Source organism: Bradyrhizobium sp. CCBAU 51627 (assembly GCF_028128765.1).
Classification (GTDB): Bacteria; Pseudomonadota; Alphaproteobacteria; order Rhizobiales; family Xanthobacteraceae; genus Bradyrhizobium.
The window spans coordinates 703,742-730,655 of the sequence record NZ_LBJG01000024.1 but is presented as its reverse complement, the minus strand read 5'-3'; the positions used below and the strand labels follow the sequence as shown (position 1 = coordinate 730,655).

Genomic DNA, 26,914 nt, shown 5'->3' with positions numbered 1-26,914 from the left:
CTGAGGCTGATATCCGGCAGGCCTTCAAACCGCAGTCATACCGCCATCGACCACCAATTCGGAACCCGTCATGTAGCTCGATCCGTCGGACGCCAAAAACGTGAGCGCTGCCGATACTTCCGAGCACTCTCCGGGTCTTGCCATGAGCGTGCTTCCCAGGATGAGCCGCGTCTTCTCCGGGTCAGAGAAGTAATTCTCGTTGAGGGGTGTCCTGATCGTGCCCGGGTGTATGGAGTTCACTCTGATGCCGTGCTGCCACAGGTCGACGGCCGCGGCTTTGGTGAGCATACGAATAGCTCCTTTGGTTGCGGAGTAACCGGTCATGCCAGGCATGTTCGCGACGATTCCGGACACCGATGACACGTTGATGATCGAACCTCCGCCCGCCCGCTTCATGCTGGGGGCGACCAGCTTGCACCCGAGGAACGCACCGGTGACGTTCACCTCGTACAGCCTTCGGAAGTCCGCGACGGAAAGCTTCTCGATCGACTCGCGGATGAATATTCCTGCATTATTGACGAGCACGTTGACATATCCGAAGGATCGCTCCGCCTGATCCACGACGTTGCGCCACGCGGCTTCATCAACCACATCGTGATTGACGAAAATTGCCTTGCCGCCGGAAGCTGATATTTCGTCGGCAACACGACGACCATTCTCCGTGTCGACATCGGTGAGGACCACTGCTGCACGTTGCGCTGCGAATTCGCGGGCATGGATCTCGCCCATTCCCTTGCCAGCCCCCGTGACGATAGCAACCTTTCCCACAAGCACTTCAAATCTCCCCGTCTTGTCCCGTCGCGCTTTCGGCGCGCGTCAAATACCCGTCGTGTTGAGGCACACCGCGTAGATCGACGTACTCGCCGCCATGAAAAGCCGGTTTTTACGACGCCCCCCGAAACAAACATTTGCGCAGGTCTCCGGCAGATGAATCTTTCCGATCAAGGCGCCTTCGGGGGAGTAGCAGCGGACGCCATCATCGGTGGGATCAGCCCACCCCATACTGCACCAGACGTTTCCATGAAGGTCGACGCGCAGGCCGTCGGTGAACCCCGGAGCGAAATCATCAGCGAACACAGCGCCGTTCCTCAAGCGTCCGTCGACCACGTCGAAGACGCGGATATGCGACGGGCCGCCGTCCGTTATCCCGCTGTCGACGACATACAGCCGCGATTCGTCCGGAGACAAAGCCAGGCCATTGGGCCGCACGAAATCGTCAGCGACCACATTGAGCGATCCGGCGGGATCCAATCGGTAGACAGCCCGGGGAAGCTCGGCTTCCTGCTTGACGCCCTCATAGTCGCTGTCGATGCCGTACCCGGGGTCGGTGAACCACACCGCACCGTCCGAGGCCACAATCACGTCATTTGGCGAGCTGAGGCGTTTCCCCTCATACCGGTCCGCCAGGACGGTGATGGTCCCGTCCAGCTCGGTGCGAGTAACTCGTCTAAGGTGCTCACAGCTGACAAGGCGCCCATTGCGATCGCGGGTATGCCCATTCGCATAATTCGAAGGGTTTCGAAATACCCCCAGGTGTCCATCCGCCTCGAGCCAGCGATAAATGCGGTTGTTTGGAATATCGCTGAAGAGAAGACTACCATTGTCCCCGAAGTAGACAGGTCCCTCCACCCATCCAAAGCCCGTTGCGAGACGTTCGATCGGTGCGTTTCCGATCTTGTACGTGAACCGTCGGTCGAGCGGTTCGACGCCCTCGACGGGATATCGCAAGCTGTTCTCGATTGGGCCTAGGCCAAAACCCACAGCTGCCTCCCGCGCTCAGGTATCTCGCGAGCGGCCACCAAACTTGTCGGCGCACACGGCCAACAGAATGATCGCGCCGATCACGACTTGATGCCAAAACGTGTTGACGTTGAGAATGTTGAGACCATTGCGCACGACGGCCATGAGGACCGCGCCGGCAGCAGTTCCCAACAGGGACGCTTTGCCTCCGGCGAGGCTCGTGCCTCCCATGACTACCGCCGCGATGACATCCAGCTCATAGCCCTCGCCAGCCTCCGGCATTGCCGCTTCGAGCCGTGAGGTCAGGAGAACACCGGATAGGGCTGCCAAAAAGCCAGTGAGTGCATACACGGCAATCTTGACGCGATCGATTCTTATTCCGACCAGCCGCGCCGCTTCCGGATTGCTACCGATCGACAGCGTGTAGCGGCCGAAGCGCGTTTGATAAAGCAGGAAGTAGACGGCTGCAAAAGTCAGGATTGTGACCAACACCGGCATCGGCACGAACCCGACGAATCCCTGGCCGAAGGCCTGGAAAGAAGGATTCGACAAGCCGGTGAGCGGAATGCCCTCCGTGTAGACCATGATCAATCCACGCGTGATAACCATCATCGCCATGGTGACGATGAAGTCGGCTATCCTGACTTTTGCAACCAGAACGCCGTTCACAATGCCGATCAGCGTACCGACAGCCAGGCTCGCGGCGACGCCGACAAACGGATTGAACCCGCAGTTCATCAGGTCCGCAGCGATCAGGCCGGTGAATGCCAGCGTCGACCCAACCGAGAGATCAATGCCTCGCATGGCAATGACGAGGGTCGCGCCGAAGGCGATGATGGCGACAAAGACCGCCTGCCGAGTGATATCCGTGAGGTTACCGACGCTTAGAAAGCGTGGCGATGCGACTCCAAGTGCCACTATGAGAACGATCAGCGCGATCACGATGCCGCTCGCTCCCCCGGACAGCCTGAATTTCGATACCGAGGTCTTTGCATCCAAGGCCTGAGTCGACATTCTGTTCTCCATTGTTTTTCTCAGGTCCGCTGAATCGAAAGCGACGCGATGGTTTCTTCGCTTGCGGAAGCCGAGTCCAGTATTCCGACCGCCTCGCCTTCAAACATGACCAGTATCCGATGACACAACCCCAGCAGCTCGGTGTTGTCAGATGAGACCACGATGATCCCCTTTCCGCTCTGCGCGCTGCTGGCGATGAGTTGGTAGACATCGCCCTTCGCCTTGATGTCGATCCCCCGCGTCGGCTCCTCGAGAAGCAATACGTCAGGCTCGGTCAGCAGCCATCGCGCTAACAGAACCTTCTGCTGGTTGCCGCCGCTCAGCTTGCCGATCGGCTGCTGAGGCCCTTCCGATTTGATTCCCATCTTCCGGATATGGTTGACGCATTGAAAGCGTTCCGCTCGACGATCCAGGCGAACGCCGCCGAATTTGCTCAAGCTGGAGGCGGTCAAATTCCAGCCGACGCTATGTTCGGCGAAGATGCCTTCCGTCTTGCGCTCAGCCGGAAGGAACGCGATCCCGTTGTTCATCGCGCCCGATATCGATCCGATCGAGATCGATCGTCCCCTCAGCAGGATTCTGCCGGAGTCCGCCGCACCATCACCGAACAATGCCCTCAGAAGGCGGCTCTTCCCCGATCCTTCGAGTCCCGCAACACCCAGAATCTCCCCCTCGTGCAATTCGAAATTGACGTTGTCGAATGCTCCGCGTCGGGATAGCCCTTCCACCTTGAGGATAGGATCGGCGCCTGGACTTGTCTTCGTCGGAAATTGCTTTGCCAGCGAGCCGCCGATCATCAAGCCGATCATCTTGTTCACGTCGAGCGTCGACGTCGGCAGGTCGGCGACGCACGCTCCATCGCGCATCACGACGACGCGGTCACAGATTCTCAAGACCTCATCCAGTTTGTGGGACACGTATATGACGGACTTCCCGGCCTGCTTGAGATCGTTGATGATTCTGACGAGCCGTTCTCGTTCGGCTTTCTCGAGAGCCTCGGTCGGCTCGTCCATGATCAGGATCTTTGCGTTCGAGTTCAACGTCCTGGCGATTTCGACGATCTGCCGTTGAGCAAGGGTGAGCGCGCCAACCGGGCAATCGAGATCAATCTCGACGCTAAGCACTTCATTTAGGATTTGACGGGCGCACTCCCGCATGGCCTTCTTTCGAAGCGGCGCCGTGATGTTCGGAGATTTTCCAAACGACATCTCCCGGCCGATGAAGATGTTTTCAACCGCATCGAGGTCCGGAAACAGACTGAGCTCCTGATAGATGATTCCTATACCTACCCGTTGCGCTTCCGCCGGCTCCCGGATCTCCACGCGCACCCCATCGACCTCAATTTCGCCCTCGTCACGCACATGGGCCCCAGACAGGATCTTCATCAGGGTCGATTTTCCGGCCCCGTTTTCGCCCACCAATCCCAGCACCTCACCCTTGGCCAGATTCATCGAAATGCTCGACAGCGCGTTGGTCGCTCCGAAGCGCTTGCCAACGCCTGTGATTTTGAGCGCCAGTTCCGACCGGTCCATTGATGTCGCCCCCTTCGCAACAGCAGATGGAGCCACGCTCGAGCGGCGAGCGTGGCTCCTCCTGACCGTCTACTTCGTATTCTTCGCGACGTAGATGTAGTCGGCCGGGTCAAACGTGCCGATGTTCTTGGCATCGTACGTCTTCGGCGCGACGAAGATCTTCTTGGGGACGCCTTCGCCCTTCATGACGAATTGCTCGACCGCGCGGATGATGTTGCGGCCTTCCTCCTTGGCCCCGGTATCGACAGTGGCTGCGAAATCGCCGACCTTGATCGCGTCGTTGGCTTCCTTCATGTTCTCGTAGCCTACGATCGCAATCTTCCCGTTCAGCTTCCTCGCCTTCAAGGCCTGCAGGCCTCCCAGGGCCATTTCATCGTAGAGCGCAACGAGAATATCAACATCGGGATGCGCGGTGAGCATGTTCTCGGTCACGGTGAGACCTTGCGCGCGCACCCAACCGGCCGGCTGCTTGGCCACAATCTTCAGGTTCGGGTACTTCGAGAGGACTTCATTGAAGCCCTTCATGCGCTGCGCAGTGTGCGGACCGGGCAAGCCTTCCAGGACGGCAATCTTGACCTCCCCCTTGTCCTTGTAGTTATCGACAATCCACTGCGCCTGGGCGCGACCGCCGTCGCTCTGGTCGTATCCGATATCGCTGACGTAGTAGGGGTCGTCGGCGACAGGTGAGTTGAACAGGAACACCGGGATTCCCGCTTCGGTCGCACGCCGGATCAACGGCTCCAAGGCGCCTTCGTTGTAGAGCGCGACCGCTATCGCGTCGACGCGTTCGTTGATCCAGGCCTCCATCGTGCGGACCTGATCGTCCGTCGCGGATTGGCTCTTCGGCGCTTGCACGAGCAGTTGGATCGCGGAAGGTCCCCCGGCTCGGTCGATCTCCTCCTTCACTCCAGCCAGCACACGCTGATAGTACGTATCCATTGCCGTCGGCAGGAAACCGACCTTCAGGGGACGGTTGGTCTTCACCTGGGGTTTCGCCTCTTTGCCGGTCGGCGGAATGACCTTGTCCATGAGGAATCCTGGAAAAACCGCCCCAGGGTCGGCGGCGAAAGCCACACCGGGCAAGACGGCGGCCGCGAGCAACCCAGCCGCCAATAAATTACAAAAAGATCGCTTCATGTTTCCCCTCCAATTACTTGTTTCTGGTGCAACATTTGCTGCCCGCATGCGCGAGCAGCCTCGTCCAGGGCTCCAGTCGCTATGGAGCTCTGCCAACGATCAGGCCGCTGAGACGCGCGACGCCGCGCTAATCTCTGAGATTGCGGAGTATTTCCTTGAGAAGCCGCCAGATAGGCTCGACGGTGGTGTGATTGAGACGTTCTCGGGTCGTGTGCACGTCGAACGCTTCCGGTCCGATCGAGATCATGTCGATTCCCGGAATCTTCTTGTTAAAAAGACCCAACTCGAGGCTCGAGTGAGATACTTCAACGTGAGGCCGGGCCTTGAACGTATCCTCGAACGCGCGGGTGGCGACGGCCAAAAGCCTGGAGTCCTTGTTGTAGGGCCACTCTGGGCAATCCGCAAAGGTGGTAACCTTTGTACCGCGCCCCATTAGCTCGGCCAGCCGCTCGATTCGCTTGAGGATGGCGTAGCGCCGCGAGCTGACGGCGCTCGGAATGGTCGAGAGAATCTCGACTTCCTCCTCGCCGGTCGACAACAACGCAATGGTGTTCGAGCTTTCCACCAGATTCGCGATGGTAAGGCTCATGCTCTGGACTCCGTTCGGCGTAAGCGTGACCGCCTGGACGACCGAATTGGCGGTCACGTCCGAAAGCACACGATCGACACGGCCCGCGCTCGGCTCCAAACCGACCTCCAGCTTCGAGTCGCTGACTGCGAACTCCTTCTTGATTTCTGCGGCGACATTTTGGACGATCTCGCTTGCACGCTTTTGATCCGCTTGATGAAGCAACATGACTGCTTCGGCGTCTCCGGGAATGACGTACCGGTTGACGCCTCCCTTGACCGATGCGAGCCGGACCGGCAGGTCGTCAAGAAGCGCACCGAGGACCCGGGCCAGAAGGACGATCGCGTTTGCACGCTCCAGATGAATGTCGAACTCCGAGTGGCCGCTGCTCAGTCCCTTCACGAACAATCGCATCGCAGTCAAACCAGCCGGCGCCTTCTGCCATTCGGCCGGGATCCGAAAGCGCGCCGAGATATCGCCCGCGCAGCCGGCGAACAGACTCTTGGGATCGTGCCAATTGAAATCGATTAGCCGCCTTCCCGCGAGACGGGATGCGTCGAAGTGTTGAGCGCCTCCCTTTCCCACCTCTTCCTGAACGGTAAGCACGACCTCGAGCGGCGGATGTGGAATGTCCGTGGAGTCGAGTACGGACAGCGCAAGCGCAACACCTACCGTGTTGTCTGCGCCGAGGGTCGTGCCCGCGCCGTGAATGAAATCGCCATCGATCCGCAGCGTGATGCCCTGATTCGCGAAATCGTGCTCCACGCCCTCATCGCTCTCGCACACGATGTCGGTGTGACCGTGGAAGATGACCGGCGACGCGTTCTCGTAGCCGATTGTCCCCGGCTTCTTGACCAGAATATTGTAAATGTCGTCCTGATAGCACTCGAGGCCGCGATCCCGCGCGAAATTGGCGATATAGTCGCTGACCTGCTTCTCATTATATGACCCACGGGGAATGCGGCTGATCTCTTCGAAGTAACGAAAGAAGACCTCGGGTTTGAGGTTCGCAAGGACTCCACTCCCATCAGCTCCCACGGAGTGAGCGGCCGCGTCTGGACGTCGATCGTGTGCGGTTGCGGTCTGGTGCGCAGACATGAATTCCTCCCGGTGCCGGCGCCGTCGTGCATTGCGGTCGCCCTCATGCTTCCGACGATAAGAAATACGATCGGCAGATCAAACGAATTGCGTGCTTCATCGAGTGAATTGTCCTCATCCAGATGGCGGTTTGGAGCGGTGAACAAACTTCAATCGAGGCGGCCACTTGGGAGTTACGTTCTACAATCTCCCACGCGAGAGGTTCGCGATGGCGTCGGCAGCAAACAGGCGAACCGGAGGATGTCGGATTGGCTTCCTCGGGTCTGTTTCGACGCCAAGCAGAATGCCAAATGCCTGAGCGGCCGCCGACAGGCGCGTCCGCTATGCGCGCGATCTTCTTCAATCGCGGGAACGCTAAAGCTCCCTGGCTTACGAGGACAAACCTATGGCCCCGAGCCCCTGGATCCCATGGGAGGCTACCTGCCGCGCAGGTTTTGACCTACGCTTTCCGTAGCGGACGAACCTGCTAGGGCGACTCCTTCAAGGCCGACAAGCCAGGCTCGCGTCCGCGCGTCGTGCTACCTAGCCGTCACAGCCAGGACTTGACGCTGCTAGCGATCGCATCCGTCGAAATTCCGTATCGATCGTGAAGCGTAGGCAAGGCGCCAGCGGCCAGGAATTCGTCCGGCAGGCCGATCATGTGGAACGCAGGATGCACGCGCTCCCTCATCAGAACAGCGGCGACTGCTTCGCCTAGCCCACCAATCACGGTGTGGTTCTCCGCGACGACGACGGCTCGCCCCGGCTTTCTACAAGCGGCCACAATGGTTTCGACATCAAGCGGCTTGATGGTCGGCACGTGAAGGACCGACGCGCCAACACGCTCTGCCTCAAGTTTTTTTTCGGCTTCCAACGCCCGCATCGTGAGTAAGCCGGAAGAAATGATGAGGACGTCATCTCCGCTTCGCAAGTGCTTCGCTCTTCCGAGTTCGAACTTGTAGCCGTACTCGTCGAGAACGAGCGGAACCTGCCCTCGCAGCAGACGCATATAGACGGGACCACGATGCGCCGCCATGGCAGGCACCACCTGCTCAATTTCCAAGGCATCGCATGGATCGATAACCGTCATGTTCGGCATCGCGCGGAACAGCGCCAGGTCTTCCGCCGCCTGATGACTTGGGCCGTAGCCGGACGTGAGCCCTGGCAACGCGCATGCGATCTTCACGTTGCGATCTTCCTCGGCAATGGTCTGGTGAATGAAGTCATAGGCGCGCCGAGAAGCGAACACAGCGTAAGTTGTCACAAACGGCATGAAGCCTTCCGCGGCAAGGCCCGACGCGCCGCCAAACAACAACTGCTCCGCCATGCCCATCTGGTAGTAGCGGTCCGGAAACTCCTTCGCGAATACATGGAGATCGGTGTACTTGCCGAGGTCAGCCGTCATCCCGACGACTTCGGGGCGCCGGCGCGCGAGTTCGATCAAGGCATGGCCGAACGGCGCCGGCCTTGTTGGCTGTCCCTCTGCGGCAATTGAAGCGATCATTGCCGACGTTGTGAGGCGCGGCTTCGGCGTGGTGGTGCTCGAGGTTGGCTTCATTGCCGGCTCCCATCCTGCAGCGCTGCGAGCGCCAACTTCCACTCGTTAGCATCGACGCGCATGAAATGATTCCGCTCACGCGTCTCAAGAAACGGCACGCCTTTTCCCATGACCGTGTCGGCGATAATCATTCGCGGGACGGCTCCCTCGTGCGTCTTTGCCGCATCGAATGCCGCAACGACGGCATTGAGATCGTTGCCGTCCACACGCTGAACGAACCAGCCGAATGCTCGCACCTTGTCGACCAGAGGCTCGAAGCCCATCATTTGACCGGAAGGGCCATCCGCCTGCTGATTGTTGACGTCGACCACGGCAATGAGATTGTCCAACTTGTGGTGGGCAGCGGACATCATCGCCTCCCACTTCGATCCTTCGTCCAGCTCACCGTCGGAGAACAACGTGTAGACGACGCTGTCGGATCGTTTCCGTTTCAATCCAAGGCATCGACCGACCGCGATGCCAAGACCGAGCCCCAGCGAGCCGCCCGACATTTCCATCCCCGGTGTGTAGCTTGCCATGCCGGACATCGGCAGGCGGCTATCATCGAAGCCGTAGGTCTCCAGCTCCGCCTCGGGAACGATGCCCGCCTCAATCAACGCGGCGTACAATGCAATTGCATAGTGGCCGTTGGAGAGGAGGAAGCGGTCCCGCCCTTCCCACTCGGGATCTTCCGGCCGATACCGCATGGCGTGGAAGTATGCTACCGCCAACACGTCGGCGATATCCAGGGCTTGGGCGATGTAACCCTGCCCCTGCACTTCACCCATTCGGAGCGCATGGCATCTGATGCGACGAGCTCGCTCGTGCAGTGAAACGTTGTGGCCCTGAACCGTCATGTCGCCGGATCCTTGTTGTTACGGAAGGCGCGAGACGCGCGCTCCTGTCGAACAGCGAACGAGACCAGGCAAACGGGAGTCCTCCGTTACGCACTCGATCCAGGCGCTTCTCCGATTCACGCGGCTCTTCGGTCCGCGATTGCCAACAGCAATATAAGTCCGGGCGAATACGGCAAAAGAATTAGTTCGGCATTTAGATGATCCCGATTCATCTATCGCGGTGACCTGAGCTTCGAGGCAAGCCAGGCCGCTGCGCGACGATCATGATCGGAGCGCTCGTGACACTATCTCTATGACGTTCTCCCGGTCGACTCGCAAGTAGATAGGGCGTCGTATCGCGGTAACCCCGAAGGCTATCGCGCGCTCGTGAGTACGGGCGCATTCCACAGGCCTTCGGCGCGAGACGCAAGCGTCCAGGGCAGCTTATGTCACGCCAATTACGCGGATGTTGTTAGTGGTTCCGGGCTGCGCGAACGGAATTCCCGCAACTATAACCACGGTATCCAAGCTTTCAGCGAACTGCTCGCCGACCGCGGTAGAGACGGCCCGAGACACCATCTCCTCGTAGTCGTTCACGTCGGTTGACGACACACTGTGCGTGCCCCAGAGCAAACAAAGCCGACGGGCAGTTTCAATACTCGGGGTTACGGCAAGAAGGGGCACATCCGGACGGCGACGGGCAATGCGGGCCGCGGTCGTGCCTCCAGATGTGTAGACGACGATCGCAGAGGCATGGATCGCGGATGCTAATCCCGCAGCCGCCGCGGCCACCGCGTGAGGAGCCGTCTGCTCCTCCTCCGGACGCAACGCATCGACGATAGAACGATACATCTTGTGACGTTCGGTGCTGCGGATAATACTATCCATCATCTCCACTGCTTCACGCGGGTAATGGCCTACGGCAGACTCCGCGGACAGCATGACCGCGTCCGCTCCATCGTAAATGGCCGTCGCCACGTCCGATGCCTCGGCGCGGGTCGGCGTCGGCGAAACGACCATGGAATCGAGCATCTGCGTGGCCACGATGACCGGCTTTACCGCCAATCGACAGGCTCGCACCAATTCCTTCTGCCGGCCAGGAACGTCCTGATGAGGAATCTCGACCCCAAGGTCGCCCCGCGCCACCATGACCGCGTCGGACAGGCTCATGATGTCATCAATTCGATCGAGGGCCGCCGGCTTCTCGATCTTCGCGACGAGCCCCGCCCGATCTCCGATCAGTCCCCTCGCCTCAATGAGATCTCCCGGCCGCTGCACGAACGACAGCGCCACCCAATCGACGCCCAGTCGAAGACCGAAGTCGAGGTCCGAACGGTCTTTCGGAGTAAGTGGCGACAGATCGAGGATCGTCCCCGGCAGGTTGACTCCTTTGTGGTTGGAGAGCTTTCCACCAATGATCACCTCGGCTTCGAGGCTATTGCAATCCAGCGACTTGACGCGAACCCGCAGCCGCCCGTCGTCGATCAATAGATCGTGCCCCGGTGCTGCCGCTGCAAACACCTCGGGGTGCGGCAGCGGGATCGCATCCCGATCACCCTCGGTGCCTTCCTGAACGAAGCGGACGGTCTCGCCCGCCGCCAGCGTCAGACTCCCTTCGCGCAACGTACCGATACGAATCTTGGGTCCCTGGAGGTCGAGCAGGATACCGATCGGCCTGCCCATCTCGATCTCCAGAGCTCGGATCGCGGCGTGGACCTTGGCATGGTCCTGCTTCGCACCGTGGCTGAAGTTGAGACGAAACGTATCGACCCCAGCCTCGAACAGCTTTCGCAGCATCTCTGGCTCGCAGCACGCCGGCCCAACGGTTGCTACGATTTTTGCTCGTCGGTTTCGGCGCACGTTGGTCATTCCTCCGTCTACAAATCGGGGCCCTACTTGATGAAGGGGGTCCTCAGGACAGGTTTGTTCCCTGCTACCGCGGAGGCGTCTTGTCCGGCCCGAACATCAGGCCGGCCTCGCGGAACCCTCCGTCGACGTTCAATGTGTGGCCGTGAACGTATCGGCTCTCGTCCGACGACAGGAACACCGCGGCATCGGCAATTTCCTCCGGAAGGCCATAGCGGCCCATTGGGATGAGATATTCATAGGCTTTCCGCGTCGCCGGATCGTGTGCCGTCTTGGCCATCTCGGTTTCGATCGCTCCTGGAGCGATGTTGTTGACATTGATCCGGTGCTGCGCGAGCTCGACCGCCATGACCTTCGTGAGCAGCTCCAGCCCGGCCTTCGCCGAGCCATATGCGCCTCGACCGTTCCCGCCGCGCTGTCCCGAAAGGGACGCAATATTGATGATCTTGCCGCCGCGCCCCTGATTGACCATCTGGCGCGCAACGGCCTGCGCGACAATGAATGCACCAGTCAGATTGATCGAGATCATTCGTTGCCAATCCTCGAGCTTGATGTCGAGGAAGGGCGTATTGCCCCCGATGCCGGCGTTGTTGATCAGAATGTCCAATCCGCCGCACTGCTGGACGATTTCATCCAACAGCTCCGTCACGGACTCTTGGTTCGCGACATCCACCTTCAAGCCGAGATGCTCGCGACTCGCGTTTTCAAGCATCGACGCCGATGTCTTCGCGCCATCCACGTTGAGGTCCGCGATGACGATGCGAGCCCCTTCTCGCGCCAGCGCCTTGGAGATCGCGAAGCCGATACCGCGCGCGCCACCGGTGACGAGCGCCACCTTCTTGTTCAATCTCATATCGATCTAGCTCCCGCTTCGTCGTCTCAGGTTAACTTTCCAGTGGTGCGCTCAAGGGTCGTCCACAATTCCTCGCCGTACTTTGCACGCCATTCCTTGTAGAATCCCGCAGTGCGAAGCGCTTCCCGGAAGGCCGCGACGTCCGGCTCATTGAATATGAGACCCTTCTTGGACAGATCTCCACGCAGGGAAGTCGCGAGCGTGGCCATATCCTTTCTCTCAGCCATCGCGGCATCGTTGATCGCGGCAGCGATGATCTTGCGCAGATCCTCGGGAATAGCCTCCCAGTTCCGCTTATTTGCGACGCAGAAGAAGGCGTCCCACATGTGACCGGTCAAAGCGCAGTATTTCTGCACTTCGAACAGATTTGCGGTGAAGATATTCGCCAACGAATTTTCCTGACCGTCGACGATCTTCGTTTGCAGCGCAGAATACAATTCACTGTAGTTGATCGCCGTCGGCGCGGCGCCGAACGCCTGGAACATCGACGTCCACAACGCACCTACAGGCACGCGGATCTTGACGCCCTTCAGATCGGCCGGTGTGTTGATCTGCTTTGCACTCGTCGTGATGTTGCGAAACCCGTTGTCCCACATCTTGCCCATGGGAACGAGGTTCGCTTTTCCGATAGCGAGCCGCAACGCATCGCCGAGCTCTCCGTCCATCGCCTTCCAGACTGCGTCGTAGTCCGGGAAGATGAACCCCAATCCGTAAATCGATGCCGATGGAACGATCGTCGACAGAACATTGATCCCGGAATTCAGAAACAAATCGAGCCCGCCGGCGCGCAGTTGCGACAGCATGTCGGTGTCACCTCCGAGCTGATTATTGGGAAATACGTTGATTTCCACTCGCCCCTTCGTTTCCGTCAGTACGCGTTCAGCCGCCTCTCTGGCGCGCGTCGTAATCGGGTGAGACTCGGCGAGATTGAAACCCCAGCGAAGGCGGAACTCCGCGGCCGCCCGAGCGCTTTTGATAGGATATCCAATGCCAGTGGCCAGAGCTGCTGCCGTGGTCCCCTGCAGAAACTTTCTGCGATTGAAAGTCCGTTTCATCGCTTCCCTCCATTCTCTACGTGGTTTGTACTCTTATGGTCCGGGCGCCAGCGCTTACAGGAATCCCGTCGATATCCACGGGACGAGCGCCACGATCGCGAGCCCGATCAACAGGGCCGTCATGTAACCCACGATAGGTCTCATTCCAGCGTCCGGGCTTACCCTGCTGATCGCGCAAGCCGCGTAGTAGCCAACGCCGAACGGCGGTGCGAACAGACCGACGCCCATCGCCAATATGACGACCATCGAATAGTGCACGAGATCGATTCCGAGCGCTTGAGCGATCGGAAAAAGCAGCGGCCCGAAGAGAACGATCGCCGGAATGCCCTCGAGCACACTACCCAGTACGACGAAGGCCACGATGGACACCGCCATGAAACTCATCGACCCGCCCGGCAGCTGCTTCATCGCCACGGCGAGCGAGCGCGAGAATCCCGATTGCGTCAAACTCCATGCCATCGACGTCGCAGTGCCGATGATGAACAGAATTGCGCCGGACAAGCTGGCAGTCTCGACCAGCATGGGCTTGATCCGCCGCCAGTCGAATTGCCTGTAGAACACAGCTCCAACGACGATCGCATAGAATATGCCGATCGTGGACACCTCGGTCGCTGTCGCCACGCCCTCGATGACCGCAGAGCGAATGACAAACGGCAATGCGATTGCCGGCACGGCGACCAAGAACGTCTTGCCGATCTCCTTGGCGGAGGCACGACGGGCGAGGCTGCGGTCCTCGTTGCGGTACCTCCACGCGATGACGCAACAGAGCGTGATCGCCAGGATGACGCCGGGGAGCAGGCCTCCGGTGAACAAGGCTGCGATCGAGACACCGGTAACCGACCCGATGGTGATGAGGACGATACTCGGGGGAATTGTCTCGGTCTGGGCGCCCGTTGCCGCGAGCAGCGCCACGAGGTCTCCCTCCTTGGCGCCGCGGCGCTTCATCTCAGGGAATAGAACGGGCGCAACCGCCGCCATGTCCGCAGCTTTCGATCCCGAGATGCCGGAGACGAGGTACATCGCTCCGACCAGGACGTACAACAGTCCGCCACGCACATGGCCCAACAGGCTGGCAAGGAACGCAACCATGGCCCGCGCCATACCGGTCATTTCGATGAGCTGGCCGAGGAATACAAACAGAGGAACCGACAGCAGGATCAGATGGCTGACGCCCTCGTCAATGCGGCCCACGATGATGAGCGGCGGCGTCCTCGTGGTGAGCATGAGATAGCCGAACGTCGCCAGACCGAACGAAAAGGCGATCGGCACGCCGGTGAATACGGCGCTCGCCACCACAACGACGAAGAAGATGACGAGGTTGATGTTGCCAAGCGGCCCAAAGAGGGGCTGGAGCAACCAAAACAGGCCTACAATGAACGCGACAGTGCCGAGCGAAGAAAAGATCAGTCTGGTGTCAGCGAGGCGAACGAGCCGAAGCAGTGCAAATACGCCCATCAGCCCGAAGCCAACCGGTGCAGCGGTGGCGCGCCACGCATTGGAGAGGTCCATCGCCGGAGTTCTGACGATCGTTTCCTCGATCGCGTACTCGAGCGCGGCCGGGAATAGCAGGACGACCAGTCCGAGCGATGCCGCCAATGCGATTGCGTCGAGTTGCGCTCGCATCCGCGGCGATACGAAAGCGAACAGGGCCGTCATCCGCATGTGCTCGCCCCTTCGCAACGCGATGGCAGAGCCCAGCATTACGAGCCAGAGAAACAGCATGGACGCGAGTTCGTCCGACCAAATGATGGGCTTGAGAAAGACGTAGCGTGCCAGAACTCCCGCAAACAGCAGCAGGATCTCGGCGGCAAGCAGTATGGAGACGCAAACCTCGAGCAGTCGACCGATCAGTCGGTCGACGCTGTCCGCAGCGGCAAGCGCGACGTTCTTGCTTGAGTTCTCCATGGCTCTCGGCAGAGCCGCGCACGACATGGCGTCGCCCGCACCATCGTGCGTAACCACGCCGCCCGAGGGCATCGATGGCACACTCACGGCATCCTCCCTGTTTCGCTTTTATCAGACTTTACCGAGCCACCCGTGTTCGAAGAACTTTTCTTCGCCGAGTTGACCGCCTTTGAACGCTATCTGAAGTCCGTCCAACCGCCCGCGTGTCGCTCTGGCCCTGCAGAGCGGAACGCCTGGACTTACGCGGGCCGCAATCTCGAGGGCGTCGATGTCCAGCAACTGCGCGACTTGGCTCGACGTATCACCGCCCGACAGCAGCAATCTTTTCAACGGTACCACTTCGAGGATGTCACTGACGAGCTGTCCAAGCTTCCGGCCAAGATTTCGGCCGCCTTCATGCTTGGCGAGCTCGCGAGACATTCCGCCGCCGACAAACTTCTCGATCATCCTTCCGATCCGCAGATCATCCGGACCGCGGGCCGTATGCAATATGACGCTGCGCCCTTCCTTGAGAAGAGAAGTGGCGCTTTGGACGACCTGGGTCGCGACCGCGCCATGCTTGTCGGGATCAAGCAAGTCGGCTGCATCAAGAGGGACCTCGGCAAAACCGGCCCGGACGGCTGCGTCGATCTGCAAGGCCGTCAGCGAGGAAGCGCTGCCGGATACGGCGAGCACCTGGTCAACCGGGGACGGGTTACCATAGCTTTCAGAGGGCGGAGGAATTATCCCGGCCTCACGCCACCATTGCATCAAAGCATATTCCACACCTGACGGGCCGACCACAAACGTGCTTCGATTACCGGCCGCGCGATCGGCGATCAGTCGGCCGACCTGCGTAAGTTGCGACGCATTCACGGAATCCAGCAATATCGCGTCGGGCGCAGATTTCGCCAGTTCTGCGAACCGGTCGGCGGCCCTCGCATAATCCTGATCGAGGAAGGGCAACGTGAGTTTTTCGATCTTGAGTGCTGCCTGCCGACCGATATGGACAGCCAGATCGCTTTCGTTCATCGGCGTCACGGGATGAACGCTCATGATCGGGTGACGGTCGATCCTGTAGATGTTCCCGTCCGTCCCGGATCTGGCAAATAGATTGCCGAAGAGGCAGTATCGTTGCAGCGAAGGCGTTCCGCCGACGATCGGGATCGGATCGTTGCCGAACACGGACTTGGCGATCTCGATCACCCGGCCGATGCTGCCGATCTCGGGCGAGCTGTCGAAAGTGGAGCACACCTTGTAGTGCACAATTGGCGCTCCGAGCGATGCAAGGTATCGGAAATCGCCCGGCAGGTGCTCGGTCATCTCCGCGGACGACATGCCGCGGCTTACTCCCGCGAGGCCAACAACCTCTAGGTCGCCGAAATGCTTCAAGACGTCGGGCGTCGGGGGACGTAGAAAAAGTGCCGCACGCAGCCCAGCGAAGGCCACGGCCTCAAGGGCGTCAGTCGACCCCGTGAAATCGTCGCCGTAGAAGGCGAGCCGGTATCGACCTTGCGTCACGCCGCGCCTCCGAACTTTGAGATAGCGAGCTGCAATGGCCGATGGGATTTGGCGTATTCGGTAACTGGTACGCCTTGAACTGCGGCTTCCCAAGCCTCGCGCAGGCTCATGACGCCGTCAGCAATGCCACCCGGATGGCCCATGATGCCACCTCCGGCCAAATGCATCAGATCGATGCTTCCGAGCCGCTCAAACGTGTCACCTGCCTGTCCCGCCCATTGCCCCGACGAGAAGACCGGCATCATCGCCTTGACCCCTGAAAAGGCCGCCAGACAAGACCTGGCCGAAGCAACGACGGAATCATCCGGCTCCCAGAATTTGCTCCTCAGGCCGTTGACATGCAGATGATCGACACCGGTCAGGCGCCATAGCTTTTGAAACGCGGCAAAGTCGAAGCCGAGCCACGGGTGGCGCGTGAACAGGCCCCAGCCGTTGCGATGACCGTGGATCGGCAGATCGGTGTATGTTCGCAGATGTTCAATGGCCGAGAATCCGCACCAATTGACACTCACCATCACGCACGTGCCGCCGGCTTCCAGCACCAGGTCGTGGCGACGCCGCATGTCGTCGATCGAGCCACTGATGTTGATTGCGTACATCGGCTTTCGACCCAGCCGATCGGCATGCTTTTCGATGACGGGGAACACAGCCTTCAGACGCTCTTCAAAGGGCGCATACGGCGGATCGGCAATCAGTTCGTCGTCCTTGAGAAAGTCTATGCCGGCCTCGCAAAGCTTATCGACGAGCACGGCGGTCTCGGTCGCAGACATACCAATACTGGGTTTCAGGATCGTACCGATCAATGGCCGATCAATAACCCCGGCCAAACGTCGGGTCCCGTCAACACCGAACTTCGGACCTGGAAAGCCCGCGGCGTAGCTAACGGGCATCTCGATGTCGAGGAGCCGGAGACCCGTCGTCTCGCCGAGTTCGAACAGATTGCCCGCAACGGTCGCCAATAGCGTCGGAATATTGCAGCCTACATTATCAACCGGAAAGGCGATTTCGATTTCGCCGCGATGAAACGCTTTTGGACGATCCTTTTTCTCGAAGAAGGAACTGCGCAGAGTCGGGCTATCGACAGGCGGAAGCTCGGTGACGCTAATCACCCGGGCTCGCGATCGCTTTTTGAGCTCATCGGTCTCCCCGGGTAACGCAAGGAACGTCCCGCTCGACTGCTCCCCGGCAATGACTTCCGCTGCCCTCGCCACGCTATCGCCGGTCTCGACGAGATATCGGGCGGTAAACTCGGATCGCGGACTATCGCTGCGCATGGTACGCCCTGTCGAGGTTTGCTGCGTTTCTTCCGAAATTTCGTCTCTTTCATCCGGACGGCCCACAGCACCGTTCGTATGATGGATGGGCACATCTGACCTTGAGTACCCCGCGGCAGCAAACGATATTGATGAAGCGAGATGTGAGAAAAACTCACACCATGAGATCCGCGGATCCAACACGGCTCGGGGCTTCGAAGGACTGGACTAGGCGTGCACGCTGCCCAGGGCCGCGCACATCTCCGCGGTGGCGGACATCTCGCGCGTGAGCCAGTTGGAAACCGCCCTACTTTCAGGACGGGTCGCCACGTGAGGAGCGGTCCAAAGCATCAACATTCGCTTGCCGGGAATGCTGCCGAATGGCGCGACCAGTCTTCCACTATTGATCTCCTCGAGGACAAACATCGTGGGGACGAGGGCCAAGCCAAGCCCGCACAGCGCGGCCTGGATGAGCAAATAGAAGTGTTCGTAGGATTCTTGAATGCGGACATCTTGCCGCAGCCCCAACTCGTCGAGCCAGTCCGACCAGGCCTCGGGCCGCGTCCGCGTCCCCAACAATCGGCAATCCGCGATGTCGCTTGGCCTTCTGAGCCTGTTAGCCTTCGCATAAGACGTCGCACAAACGGGCGAAATCCACTCCCGCGCAAGCTCTTTTATGACAACATCCTTGGGTGGTGTGATGGTGCTGGAGCGGATCGCGATACTCACTTTGTCACGGATGAAATCCACTTGATCGTAGTTCATGTTGAATTGGAGATCGATATTCCTGTGAGCTTCGTGAAATCCCGCGAGGCGGGGTATCAGCCAATACATCATGATGGTCGCCGAACAGGAGACCGTCAGCGGTCCAGGCAATATCTGCTCGACACTACCATCTATAAGATTGAATGCAGCGGTGAGGCCTTCGGCCAGGCGACTCCCCTCAGGGGTCGGATCTGTCGAGGAGGACGTTCGCACCAAGAGCGGAACGCCAAGCAATTCCTCGAGCGACCGGATATGGCGGCTGATCGCTCCATGAGTCACCGATAATTCGAGCGAAGCCGCAGTCATGCTGCGCAACCGCGCCGTTGCTTCGAAAGCACGTAACGCATTGAGCGAAGGCTTTGGACGCGCCATCCGACCCTCCAAACGACAACTCTAGCGGCTGTGAGCTTTTATCACAAGGGTGGCGTTAAAAGTCGTTTGGGGGTTCTGCGCCGGAGTCTTAAGCTGGCGCGACGCTCGATCATGGCTTGCCCAACCCCTGCGGACGGCCTTGAAGTCTGCCCGATCGTTGGCATGAGGCATCAAGAATGGCGCACAAGAAGATGATCGTCGAGGCTCGCGTGAACGAATACGCGATGCGGGATGGAAACCCTCACGTTCCCTGGACGGCAGACGAAATCGCCGAGACGGCAGTTCGCTGCCGCGAAGCTGGGGCTTCAATTCTTCACTTCCACGCTCGTGCGGACGACGGAGCGCCGCTCCATACCGCCGAAAGGAACGCTGAGATCATCCGAAAGGTTCGGCAGAAGTGCGACATGCTGATACTGCCAACGCTCGGCTTCTTCGCCAACGACACCGACCCGAATGCGAGGATTAACTGCATTCTCGAGCTTGCCAAGGACCCGGCGACCAAACCGGACATCGTTCCGATTGACACCGGCAGCACCAATCTCGACGTATTCGACCGTGAGAAGCTCGGTTTTTCGCACGCCGATCGCGTTTACGAAAACCGAACCAACGCAGTGGAGCATTACTTTCGCTGCCTGAAGAATGCCGGCATCAAACCGAAGATGACCTGCTGGTCGATCGGCTTTGTGCGACGCGCGCTGGCATTCATGGAGATGGGCCTCGTGGCCGAGCCCGGCTACTTCCTGCTCAACATGACCGATGGGCCGTATCTCACCGGCCATCCCGGTACGCTCGAAGGATTGGACGCATTCTTGCCGTTCCTGCCCAAGACCGTCAGGCACAGCTGGACTGCCAATATTGTCGGCGGAAACTTGTTGGATCTGTGCGAGGGCGTCGCGAGGCGTGGCGGCAATATCGCTCCGGGGATTGGAGACTACCCGTACATTGAGCTCGGTCGCCCGACCAACGAGGAACTCGTCCGCCGCACTTGCACAATCGCGAGAGGATGCGGACGGGAGATCGCTTCGCCAGATGACGTCCGCGAGATCCTCGAAATCTCCTGATGCGGCGCATCTCGATGCGATCGGCGCCGGATAACGCCCTTCGGTAAAAATCAGCTAACGATGCCAGGAATTCTGCACATCTCCTAGGTTCTCCCTGACTGTGCCGGGATCCAATAGATCCCGGCACTTTTTTTGCGGCTGGTGCGCTTGCGGGCGTACCTCTCCCTTAATGCCGAATAAAGAAGTCCGATTGAGCTACGCCCTATTTCAATCCAACCACGGTATGAGGCACGTAGCGTTCTTCCAATCTGGCTATTTCATCGGATGTCAGCTTCAGGCCGAGTGCTGCAATCGCATCGTCAAGGTGCTGCGTTTTGGTCGCACCAACAATTGGTGCCGTCACTCCGGCCTTCGCAGCGACCCATGCCAGCGCCACGTGCGCTGGCGCCACGCGTCGTTCCATCGCAATATCCGTAACTGCGTCGACGATGCTCCGGTCGGCAGCTTCGGCATGGCCGTAGAACTGTGCCGTTACGTTGTCAGTATCGGAGCGAGAGCTTCTCTCGGTCCAGGGGCGGGTGAGCCGGCCCCGGGCAAGCGGACTGAACGCAATCACACCGACGCCTTCGTCCCGACAGAGCGGAAGCATTTCTCGCTCTTCTTCTCTGTAAAGAAGATTCAAATGACACTGCATGGAGACAAAACGAGCCCATGAATTCGCGTCAGATCGGTACAAAGCCTTGGCGAATTGCCACGCATAGACATTGCTGGCACCGATGTAGCGCACCTTTCCGCTTCGTACGAGGTCGTTCAAGGCTTCGAGAGTCTCATCGATTGGCGTGTCGTTGTCCCAGAAATGGATCTGGTACAGATCGATATAGTCGGTGCCGAGCCTCCGGAGACTTGCTTCCGCTTCGGCAAGAATTGCCTTTCGTGAAAGGCCGATCCCGTTTGGTCCCGGACGCATGCGGCCGTAGACCTTCGTAGCGACCACGATTTCGTCTCGCGATACCATTTCCTTGAGAATCTTGCCGACGATCTCCTCGCTCGTACCGTCCGAGTACATGTTGGCCGTATCGAAGCAATTGATCCCGAAATCGAGAGCCTTGCGTATGAATGGCCGACTATCGCTCTCGCCTAGGGTCCAAGGATGATTCCCTCGCTCCCCGACCCCGTAACTCATGCAGCCAAGTACAATCCGCGAAATCTTGAGGCCCGAACGGCCCAAACGTATGTAATCCATGAGCGATACCCTCGCTGTCTCGCCAGCCCCTGGGCTGTTTCAAAGTGTCGCGATGTCAATGATCCTCAGTCCCCGATCGCTCACCCGCGATGGGAAGTGATCCTTGAGCTTTTCCTCGTGGACGGGGACGAGCCTCAACATGTCGCCGCCGACGCTGTCGAGCATCTCTTCCGCCGCGAGAATGAGATTGGTCTGACTTCCCGTAGCCAGCCCTGGTGGCACGAAGCATGGATCATCCCGATCTCCTCCATGCAGGTTTTCGTAGGTGTAGACAACGTCGCCGGTAAGGACCCATCGGTCCTCCAAGCTTCCGCCGTTGCGGACCACCACGTACTGCGAACCTGCCGTGTGGGTGTCAAAGGCGGGAAGAAGATCGACATTCGGCAGAACGTCAGGCGACGCACCGTCGAGCACGACCAGCCGATTGTTCATTCCGAGATCCACGAGCTTCAGGACATCGGCAGGGTTGATGCCGCCGAGGAGGGATCGAAAACGACGTCCCTTGGACAGGGCCCAAATCCAGCTCTCGATCTCACGCTTCTGGATGTAGAACTTGGCGTTCGGGAAGTAGGCCAGCCCACCCATGTGGTCGAAATGAGCGTGAGTCAGGAACACGTGCTGCACATCCTCGGGACGAATGCCGACGGCTCCCAACACTTCAGAGGGCGGGGACCAGCCGGCGACGCCGATACTATTGGCGATCTCGCCTCCGAAATCCGACTGATCATAGCCCGTATCAACCAAAGCGATCGTGTCGCTGCTGCGCAGAAGCACATAGGCAAACGGCAGATTCATGCTCCCCCTATTGTGCCGGCCGTACAGCACCCCGCTTGTCGGGTGTTTGGGACTGGCTGCGTATTCAAGTACGCTGATGGCATATCTTGTCATTCGGACGCTCCGATCAGAAAGTCAGCACCAAGGTTGATTTGACCGCAGCACTGCCGCAGGTCGATCAAGCTACCGCAACCGGTCGGGCTCACCCGGCGCAGATGGCGCCAAGCCCCTGATAGCAAGCTCACCTCGGACGAGCGCTGATGCGGGGCCACGGGGGCCGCCCGCGGCGGCAGCAGCAGATGCGCCGCCTGCTTCACATGATGATGCTCGTGCCGCCGCTGCACCGGCACCCGAACGGCTGCAAGAATCTCGTACACATGATCCGAATCGCCGGCGTCAGGCTTGCTTTCATCCTCCAGACGCGACGTCCCAATAAAGTTTGCGAGAAGACGAACAGAGCGGTCAGTCACAACATCGCGCAGATAGTGGACGACCGGCCCGATGACGACATCGTATTCGGCGACTGCTGAACCCGGTGCAATCCCCTCGAAGGGATCGTCGGCACGGAACTGTGCGCTTAGAAATCCGTTCACGAGGATTGCCCGTCTTCCGGAACCGGAGCATTCGATGGGATTAGGTCGAAATTTTTCAAGTCCTGCCAGAGAGCAGCGGGTATCCGCGCCGAGACAGCGTGGACGTTCTGGGTAACCTCGCTTGTGGATTTCGCGCCCTGAACAACGGTGGCGACGGCGGGATGCGCTTGCACGAACTGGGTCGCGACGGTGGGCAAATCGACACCGTGTCGTTCGCACACTTTCTCGATTGATCGGACGCGCTCCAGGATGGCGCTCGGGACCTGCTGGTAGTCATAGGTCGAGGCCGCCGCCTTCGATCCAGCGGCTAAGATGCCTGAATTGTAAATGCCGCCCGCAATCACCGAGACATTCCGGGACCGCAGCTCGTCGAAGTGCCCGTCGAGGGAGGCGTGGTTGAGCAGCGTGTATCGACCTGCGATCAACGCGCAGTCAATTGGAAATTCGCGCGCTACTCCAACAACCGAGTCGGTCTCGTTCACTCCCAAACCGACCGCACCAATAGCACCCGAACTCTTCAGCTCGTCGAGCGCACGGTACCCACTCTCGCGGAGTTGGTTCCAGTAGAATTCTGCCTGATCGCCGTGCCATGCGCGGCCGACGTCGTGGACCAAAAGTACATCGATGTAATCGAGACCCAAACGATGCTGACTGTCCTCAAACGAGCGCATCACACCGTCGTACGTATAATCGTAGGTGTCTCTGAACGGGAACGGATCGACCCATTCTATGCCGTAGACCGTGTCGAGCTTCGGTGTCCGGCTGGCTGGCTTGAGCACCCGGCCGCACTTCGTGCTCACGACGATCTGATCGCGGATGCCGAGGTCGCGGAGAGCGCGGCCGAGGAAATGCTCGGACTTTCCGAGACCGTACATCGGTGCGCAATCGAAGTAGCGCACACCTAGATCGAAGGCGGCCTTGATGACAGCCTCAAATTCGGAATAAGACACCCCGACATTGAATCCGGAAAGAGGCACCGTCCCGAGCCCTGCGGCTGTGACGGAAACTTTGGTGGCGCCTAGAGTTCGCCTTTCGAGCGGGAACATAGCTCTTCTCCTGTTTGTCTTGGAATGTCAGTCGGACAGCACCGAGGAAGCCCGATTCGGCAGTGGAGCTTCGCCGGGAATCAGGCCCTCGCTCCTGAGATCCGTCCAGAACGCTTGCGGAATTGGCGCCGATATCGAAGCCACGTTCTGCTCGACATGCGCTGTGGTGAGCGCGCCCTGAACCACCGAAGTGACGGCCGGATGCGCATAGACGAACTGGGAAGCCGCATTGGCGAGCCTCACATCGTGGCGCTCGCAAATAACCTCCAGCGCCTTTACTCGGCGCACGATGGATTCAGGCGCGGCCTGGTAGTCGTATGTGCGCGTCAGCGCATTTCCCCGGCTTCCTTCTGCCAGGATACCCGAATTATAGACGCCCCCGGCGATGATGCCGATGCCGCGACGCTGGGCTTCCGGGAAGAAGTCGGTCAACGGTGCATGGTTCAGGAGCGTGTAACGTCCCGCTACGAGCGAGCAATCAAGATCGAACTCCGCAGCCACTTCAAGCACCGAAGCCGTTTCGTTCACGCCGAGGCCGATGGCCTTGACCGCTCCCGAGCGACGGAGTTCGTCGCACGCGCGGTATCCGGTTTCGCGGAGCTGCCTCAGGTATGTCGGATAGCTTTCGCGATGCCAGACTCCGCTGACGTCGTGCAGGAAGAGGATGTCGATGTGGTCGAGCCCCATGCGTTGCTGGCTGTCCTCGAAGGACCGCATGATGCCGTCGTAGCTGTAGTCATATTCATCGACGAAAGGCAGCGGATCGACCCAATTGATTCCATACAGGCTCTCCGCACGCGCGGAGCGGCTGGCCGGCTTCAGGAGCCGTCCGGCTTTGGTACTCACAACCACCTCGGAGCGCAGGCCATGAACGCGGAGCACATGGCCGAGGAAATGCTCGGACTTCCCGAGGCCGTAGAGCGGTGCAACGTCAAAGTACCGTACACCCAGCGCGTAAGCCTTCAAGATCACAGCCTCGAACGTCTCGAAGCTCACCGGCACGCCGCAGCCGCCGAGCGGCGAGGTTCCGAGCCCAAGCGCGGTCAAGTTCACGCGTCCGTTCGGAAGCGCTCTCTTCTCCAGAGCCACCATATCGAAAAATCCCTATGTGAGGATTGGCGCGCACGACGGCGTCCCGCATGCGCGCCAATCGAAGCTACATGTACTTGGCGACGTTCGACGAATCCAAGAGCAGCCACGGAACGACGTAGTCCTTCTCGGTGCCGCCCTTCCATTCCATCAACGAGTTCCAGATTTCCGACTGAGGCTTGTAGCTGTCACCCTTGATGGCGCGCAGAGCGAGATCGACCGCGCCCTGGCCTTCAGCGCGCGCGTACTTGTACAGTGTCACGGTCATCTCGCCCTTCTGCACGGCGCGCTTGCCATCGGGAATGCCGTCGATCGCAAGCACCGGAACCGATTTGAAGTCAACCTTGGCACTCTTCATGGCTTCGATCGCACCGAGCGCCATCTCGTCGTTCTCGGCGAGCACGGCATTGATCTTGCCGGGGTGCGCGAGCAACCAGTTCTCCATGAGAGCCTGGCCCTCGGCTCTGCTCCAGTTTCCGGACTTGCTGGCGAGCAGTTTCAGCTTCGGAAACTTGGCCAAGCCCGCGTCGACACCGGCCTTACGTTCGATCTGTGCCGATTGGCCGATCGGTCCCTCCATAAGAACGACATTGCCGCCGTTGGGCAGCAGCTTGCCAAGTTCTTCCCCAATGATACGCCCTCCCTCGGTGTCGTTGACAATGATGGAGGCGGTATAGCCCTTCGACGCGGTCTTCAGGGCCGACACGATCACCGGAATGCCTGCGGCGATCGCCTTGTCGATAGCCGGCGCCGACGCTTGGAGATCGAATGGCGCCATGATGATGGCATTGAATTTTTGCGTGATGGCCGTATCGATCTGATTCGCTTGGACGAGTGGATCGTACTTGCCGTCGAAAATCGTGACTGCAACAGAGCCATCCTTGATCGCAGGATGGTTCTGTATCTCGCTGGACCAGGCCTTCATGTACTCGCCGGATTCTCCGAACGACAAGGCGGCGATCCGAATCTTGCTTTGAGCAAAGGCCGTACCGGTCGACAGAATCATTGCAGCAGCGGCAAAACCCGCCAACGTCGATCTACGCGTAACCTTCATCGTCTCCTCCGATTGAGATGTAGTCAGCTAACAATTGCCCGTGTGGGCGTTACAGCCGCTTTCCACGGTCTGTAATCGTCTTCGCAGTATCACTTGCGAAATTGGTCAAGCATGACGGCAACGATGATGATCGCGCCCTTGAGAAGCTGCTGGTAGTAGGAAGACACTCCCATCAGGTCCATGCCGTTGTTGATCGTTCCGATGATGAGAGCGCCGAACAGCGTCCCGACCAGCGAGCCTCGGCCGCCCGCAAGGCTGGTCCCGCCGATCACCACCGCCGCTATGGCGTCGAGTTCGTAACCGATGCCAGCCTGAGGAAGTGCGGCGGTGGTACGGGACGTGAGCACCAGGCCGGCTAATCCGGCGAGGAGGCCCGAGATGACGTAGGTGGATGCGACCACGGTCCGCGTGGAGATGCCGCTCGTCCTGGCCGCCTTCTCGTTTCCTCCAACCGCGTACACGTAGCGTCCGAAGGTCGTGTAAGAGAGGACGATCCACCCGATGGCGAACACAAGGAAGAGGATTAAGACCGGCACGGGGACGCCCGCCACGCTGCCGCCACCGATCCAGCGGAACGACTCGGAAAGGTTGGGAACGGGGCGCCCGTCGGAAAAAATGAGGGTCATGCCGCGGGCCATGCTCAGCATGCCAAGGGTTGCGACGAATGGGGGCACGTTGAAGCTTGTCACGATCACCCCGTTCACCAAACCAAGTGCCGCGCCGGTCCCCGCTCCTGCCAGGATCGCCCACAGCACAAAATGTTGGTTGGTCGAGGTCACAAGGCTGGCAGCGATCATGCCGGCTAGAGCCATTACCGAGCCGACTGAAAGGTCTATGCCCTTTGTGAGAATGACGAACGTCACACCGATCGCCAGAATGCCGTTGATCGACGATTGCCGTAACAGATTCACCCAGTTCAGCCAGGTCATGAAGTATTCGTTGGCTACGGCGAAGAACGCCGAGATCACCACGAACACGATGACGATGCTGAACGATTTCAAATAGGGCCCCACAGCCGCTATCTTTCTGGATCTGACATCTGTTGTGACGTTGCTCATTGTGTTGGCCACCATGTCCACTCCTCGCTTCGACGGCACACGTGCC

Annotated in this window: 23 protein-coding genes; 1 reads left to right on the top strand and 22 read right to left on the bottom strand. The window is 59.5% G+C overall.

What is annotated here, in order from left to right; all coding sequences use genetic code 11:
* Positions 1 to 24 precede the first annotated feature (24 nt).
* From XH88_RS18345 to XH88_RS18275, 15 genes are all read right to left on the bottom strand, one after another.
* Positions 25 to 774: an SDR family NAD(P)-dependent oxidoreductase gene (locus XH88_RS18345; RefSeq protein WP_271669658.1), complete on the bottom strand. Its 750-nt coding sequence runs from the start codon at positions 772 to 774 to the stop codon at positions 25 to 27.
* A 42-nt stretch (positions 775 to 816) separates the two neighbouring features.
* Entirely contained in the window at positions 817 to 1,728 is a 912-nt protein-coding gene (locus XH88_RS18340; protein WP_271669657.1) for an SMP-30/gluconolactonase/LRE family protein, read from the bottom strand.
* 48 nt (positions 1,729 to 1,776) lie between these two features.
* Positions 1,777 to 2,754 carry an ABC transporter permease gene (locus tag XH88_RS18335; RefSeq protein ID WP_271669656.1) on the bottom strand — a complete coding sequence of 326 codons (978 nt, stop codon included), beginning with the start codon at positions 2,752 to 2,754 and terminating at the stop codon, positions 1,777 to 1,779.
* Between the two features lie 20 nt (positions 2,755 to 2,774).
* Positions 2,775 to 4,286: a sugar ABC transporter ATP-binding protein gene (locus XH88_RS18330; protein ID WP_271669655.1), complete on the bottom strand. Its 1,512-nt coding sequence runs from the start codon at positions 4,284 to 4,286 to the stop codon at positions 2,775 to 2,777.
* A 69-nt stretch (positions 4,287 to 4,355) separates the two neighbouring features.
* On the bottom strand, positions 4,356 to 5,315 hold the full coding sequence (locus XH88_RS18325) for a sugar ABC transporter substrate-binding protein (RefSeq protein WP_271669654.1): 960 nt from the start codon (positions 5,313 to 5,315) through the stop codon (positions 4,356 to 4,358).
* Between the two features lie 235 nt (positions 5,316 to 5,550).
* Positions 5,551 to 7,089: an aminoacyl-histidine dipeptidase gene (locus tag XH88_RS18320; protein ID WP_271669653.1), complete on the bottom strand. Its 1,539-nt coding sequence runs from the start codon at positions 7,087 to 7,089 to the stop codon at positions 5,551 to 5,553.
* A 529-nt stretch (positions 7,090 to 7,618) separates the two neighbouring features.
* Positions 7,619 to 8,626: a transketolase family protein gene (locus XH88_RS18315; protein WP_271669652.1), complete on the bottom strand. Its 1,008-nt coding sequence runs from the start codon at positions 8,624 to 8,626 to the stop codon at positions 7,619 to 7,621.
* On the bottom strand, positions 8,623 to 9,462 hold the full coding sequence (locus XH88_RS18310; protein WP_271669651.1) for a transketolase: 840 nt from the start codon (positions 9,460 to 9,462) through the stop codon (positions 8,623 to 8,625). Before XH88_RS18310 ends, XH88_RS18315 begins: the two co-directional genes overlap by 4 nt.
* Before the next feature lie 423 nt (positions 9,463 to 9,885).
* Positions 9,886 to 11,301: a pyruvate kinase gene (gene pyk, locus XH88_RS18305; RefSeq protein WP_271670381.1), complete on the bottom strand. Its 1,416-nt coding sequence runs from the start codon at positions 11,299 to 11,301 to the stop codon at positions 9,886 to 9,888.
* A gap of 73 nt (positions 11,302 to 11,374) precedes the next feature.
* Positions 11,375 to 12,160, bottom strand: coding sequence for an SDR family NAD(P)-dependent oxidoreductase (locus XH88_RS18300; RefSeq protein ID WP_271669650.1), 786 nt, complete (start codon positions 12,158 to 12,160; stop codon positions 11,375 to 11,377).
* Between the two features lie 26 nt (positions 12,161 to 12,186).
* Complete coding sequence (locus tag XH88_RS18295; RefSeq protein ID WP_271669649.1) at positions 12,187 to 13,215, bottom strand: TRAP transporter substrate-binding protein; 1,029 nt, start codon at positions 13,213 to 13,215, stop codon at positions 12,187 to 12,189.
* Positions 13,216 to 13,269: 54 nt separating this feature from the next.
* Entirely contained in the window at positions 13,270 to 15,120 is a 1,851-nt protein-coding gene (locus XH88_RS18290; protein WP_271670380.1) for a TRAP transporter large permease, read from the bottom strand.
* Between the two features lie 111 nt (positions 15,121 to 15,231).
* Positions 15,232 to 16,620, bottom strand: coding sequence for a four-carbon acid sugar kinase family protein (locus XH88_RS18285; RefSeq protein WP_271669648.1), 1,389 nt, complete (start codon positions 16,618 to 16,620; stop codon positions 15,232 to 15,234).
* Positions 16,617 to 17,960, bottom strand: a complete 1,344-nt coding sequence (locus XH88_RS18280; protein WP_271669647.1) for a ribulose-bisphosphate carboxylase large subunit family protein — start codon at positions 17,958 to 17,960, stop codon at positions 16,617 to 16,619. Before XH88_RS18280 ends, XH88_RS18285 begins: the two co-directional genes overlap by 4 nt.
* A gap of 141 nt (positions 17,961 to 18,101) precedes the next feature.
* Complete coding sequence (locus XH88_RS18275; RefSeq protein WP_271669646.1) at positions 18,102 to 19,010, bottom strand: LysR substrate-binding domain-containing protein; 909 nt, start codon at positions 19,008 to 19,010, stop codon at positions 18,102 to 18,104.
* 176 nt (positions 19,011 to 19,186) lie between these two features.
* Here XH88_RS18275 and XH88_RS18270 point away from each other — a divergent pair, with 176 nt between their 5' ends.
* Positions 19,187 to 20,071: a 3-keto-5-aminohexanoate cleavage protein gene (locus tag XH88_RS18270; protein ID WP_333909253.1), complete on the top strand. Its 885-nt coding sequence runs from the start codon at positions 19,187 to 19,189 to the stop codon at positions 20,069 to 20,071.
* Between the two features lie 202 nt (positions 20,072 to 20,273).
* Here XH88_RS18270 and XH88_RS18265 read toward each other — a convergent pair whose 3' ends face one another.
* The 7 genes from XH88_RS18265 to XH88_RS18235 all read right to left on the bottom strand — a co-directional run bounded on the left by XH88_RS18265 (position 20,274) and on the right by XH88_RS18235 (position 26,883).
* Entirely contained in the window at positions 20,274 to 21,254 is a 981-nt protein-coding gene (locus XH88_RS18265) for an aldo/keto reductase (protein ID WP_271669645.1), read from the bottom strand.
* A 39-nt stretch (positions 21,255 to 21,293) separates the two neighbouring features.
* On the bottom strand, positions 21,294 to 22,142 hold the full coding sequence (locus XH88_RS18260) for an N-acyl homoserine lactonase family protein (RefSeq protein ID WP_271669644.1): 849 nt from the start codon (positions 22,140 to 22,142) through the stop codon (positions 21,294 to 21,296).
* Positions 22,139 to 22,621, bottom strand: coding sequence for a hypothetical protein (locus tag XH88_RS18255; RefSeq protein ID WP_271669643.1), 483 nt, complete (start codon positions 22,619 to 22,621; stop codon positions 22,139 to 22,141). Before XH88_RS18255 ends, XH88_RS18260 begins: the two co-directional genes overlap by 4 nt.
* Entirely contained in the window at positions 22,618 to 23,667 is a 1,050-nt protein-coding gene (locus tag XH88_RS18250; RefSeq protein WP_271669642.1) for an aldo/keto reductase, read from the bottom strand. The genes XH88_RS18255 and XH88_RS18250 overlap by 4 nt, the downstream gene beginning before the upstream one ends.
* A 27-nt stretch (positions 23,668 to 23,694) precedes the next feature.
* Complete coding sequence (locus XH88_RS18245) at positions 23,695 to 24,759, bottom strand: aldo/keto reductase (protein WP_271669641.1); 1,065 nt, start codon at positions 24,757 to 24,759, stop codon at positions 23,695 to 23,697.
* 64 nt (positions 24,760 to 24,823) lie between these two features.
* Entirely contained in the window at positions 24,824 to 25,810 is a 987-nt protein-coding gene (locus XH88_RS18240; RefSeq protein ID WP_271669640.1) for a substrate-binding domain-containing protein, read from the bottom strand.
* Between the two features lie 89 nt (positions 25,811 to 25,899).
* Positions 25,900 to 26,883 (bottom strand): ABC transporter permease, encoded by a 984-nt coding sequence (locus XH88_RS18235; protein WP_442868448.1) that lies wholly within the window; start codon positions 26,881 to 26,883, stop codon positions 25,900 to 25,902.
* Between the last annotated feature and the right edge of the window lie 31 nt (positions 26,884 to 26,914).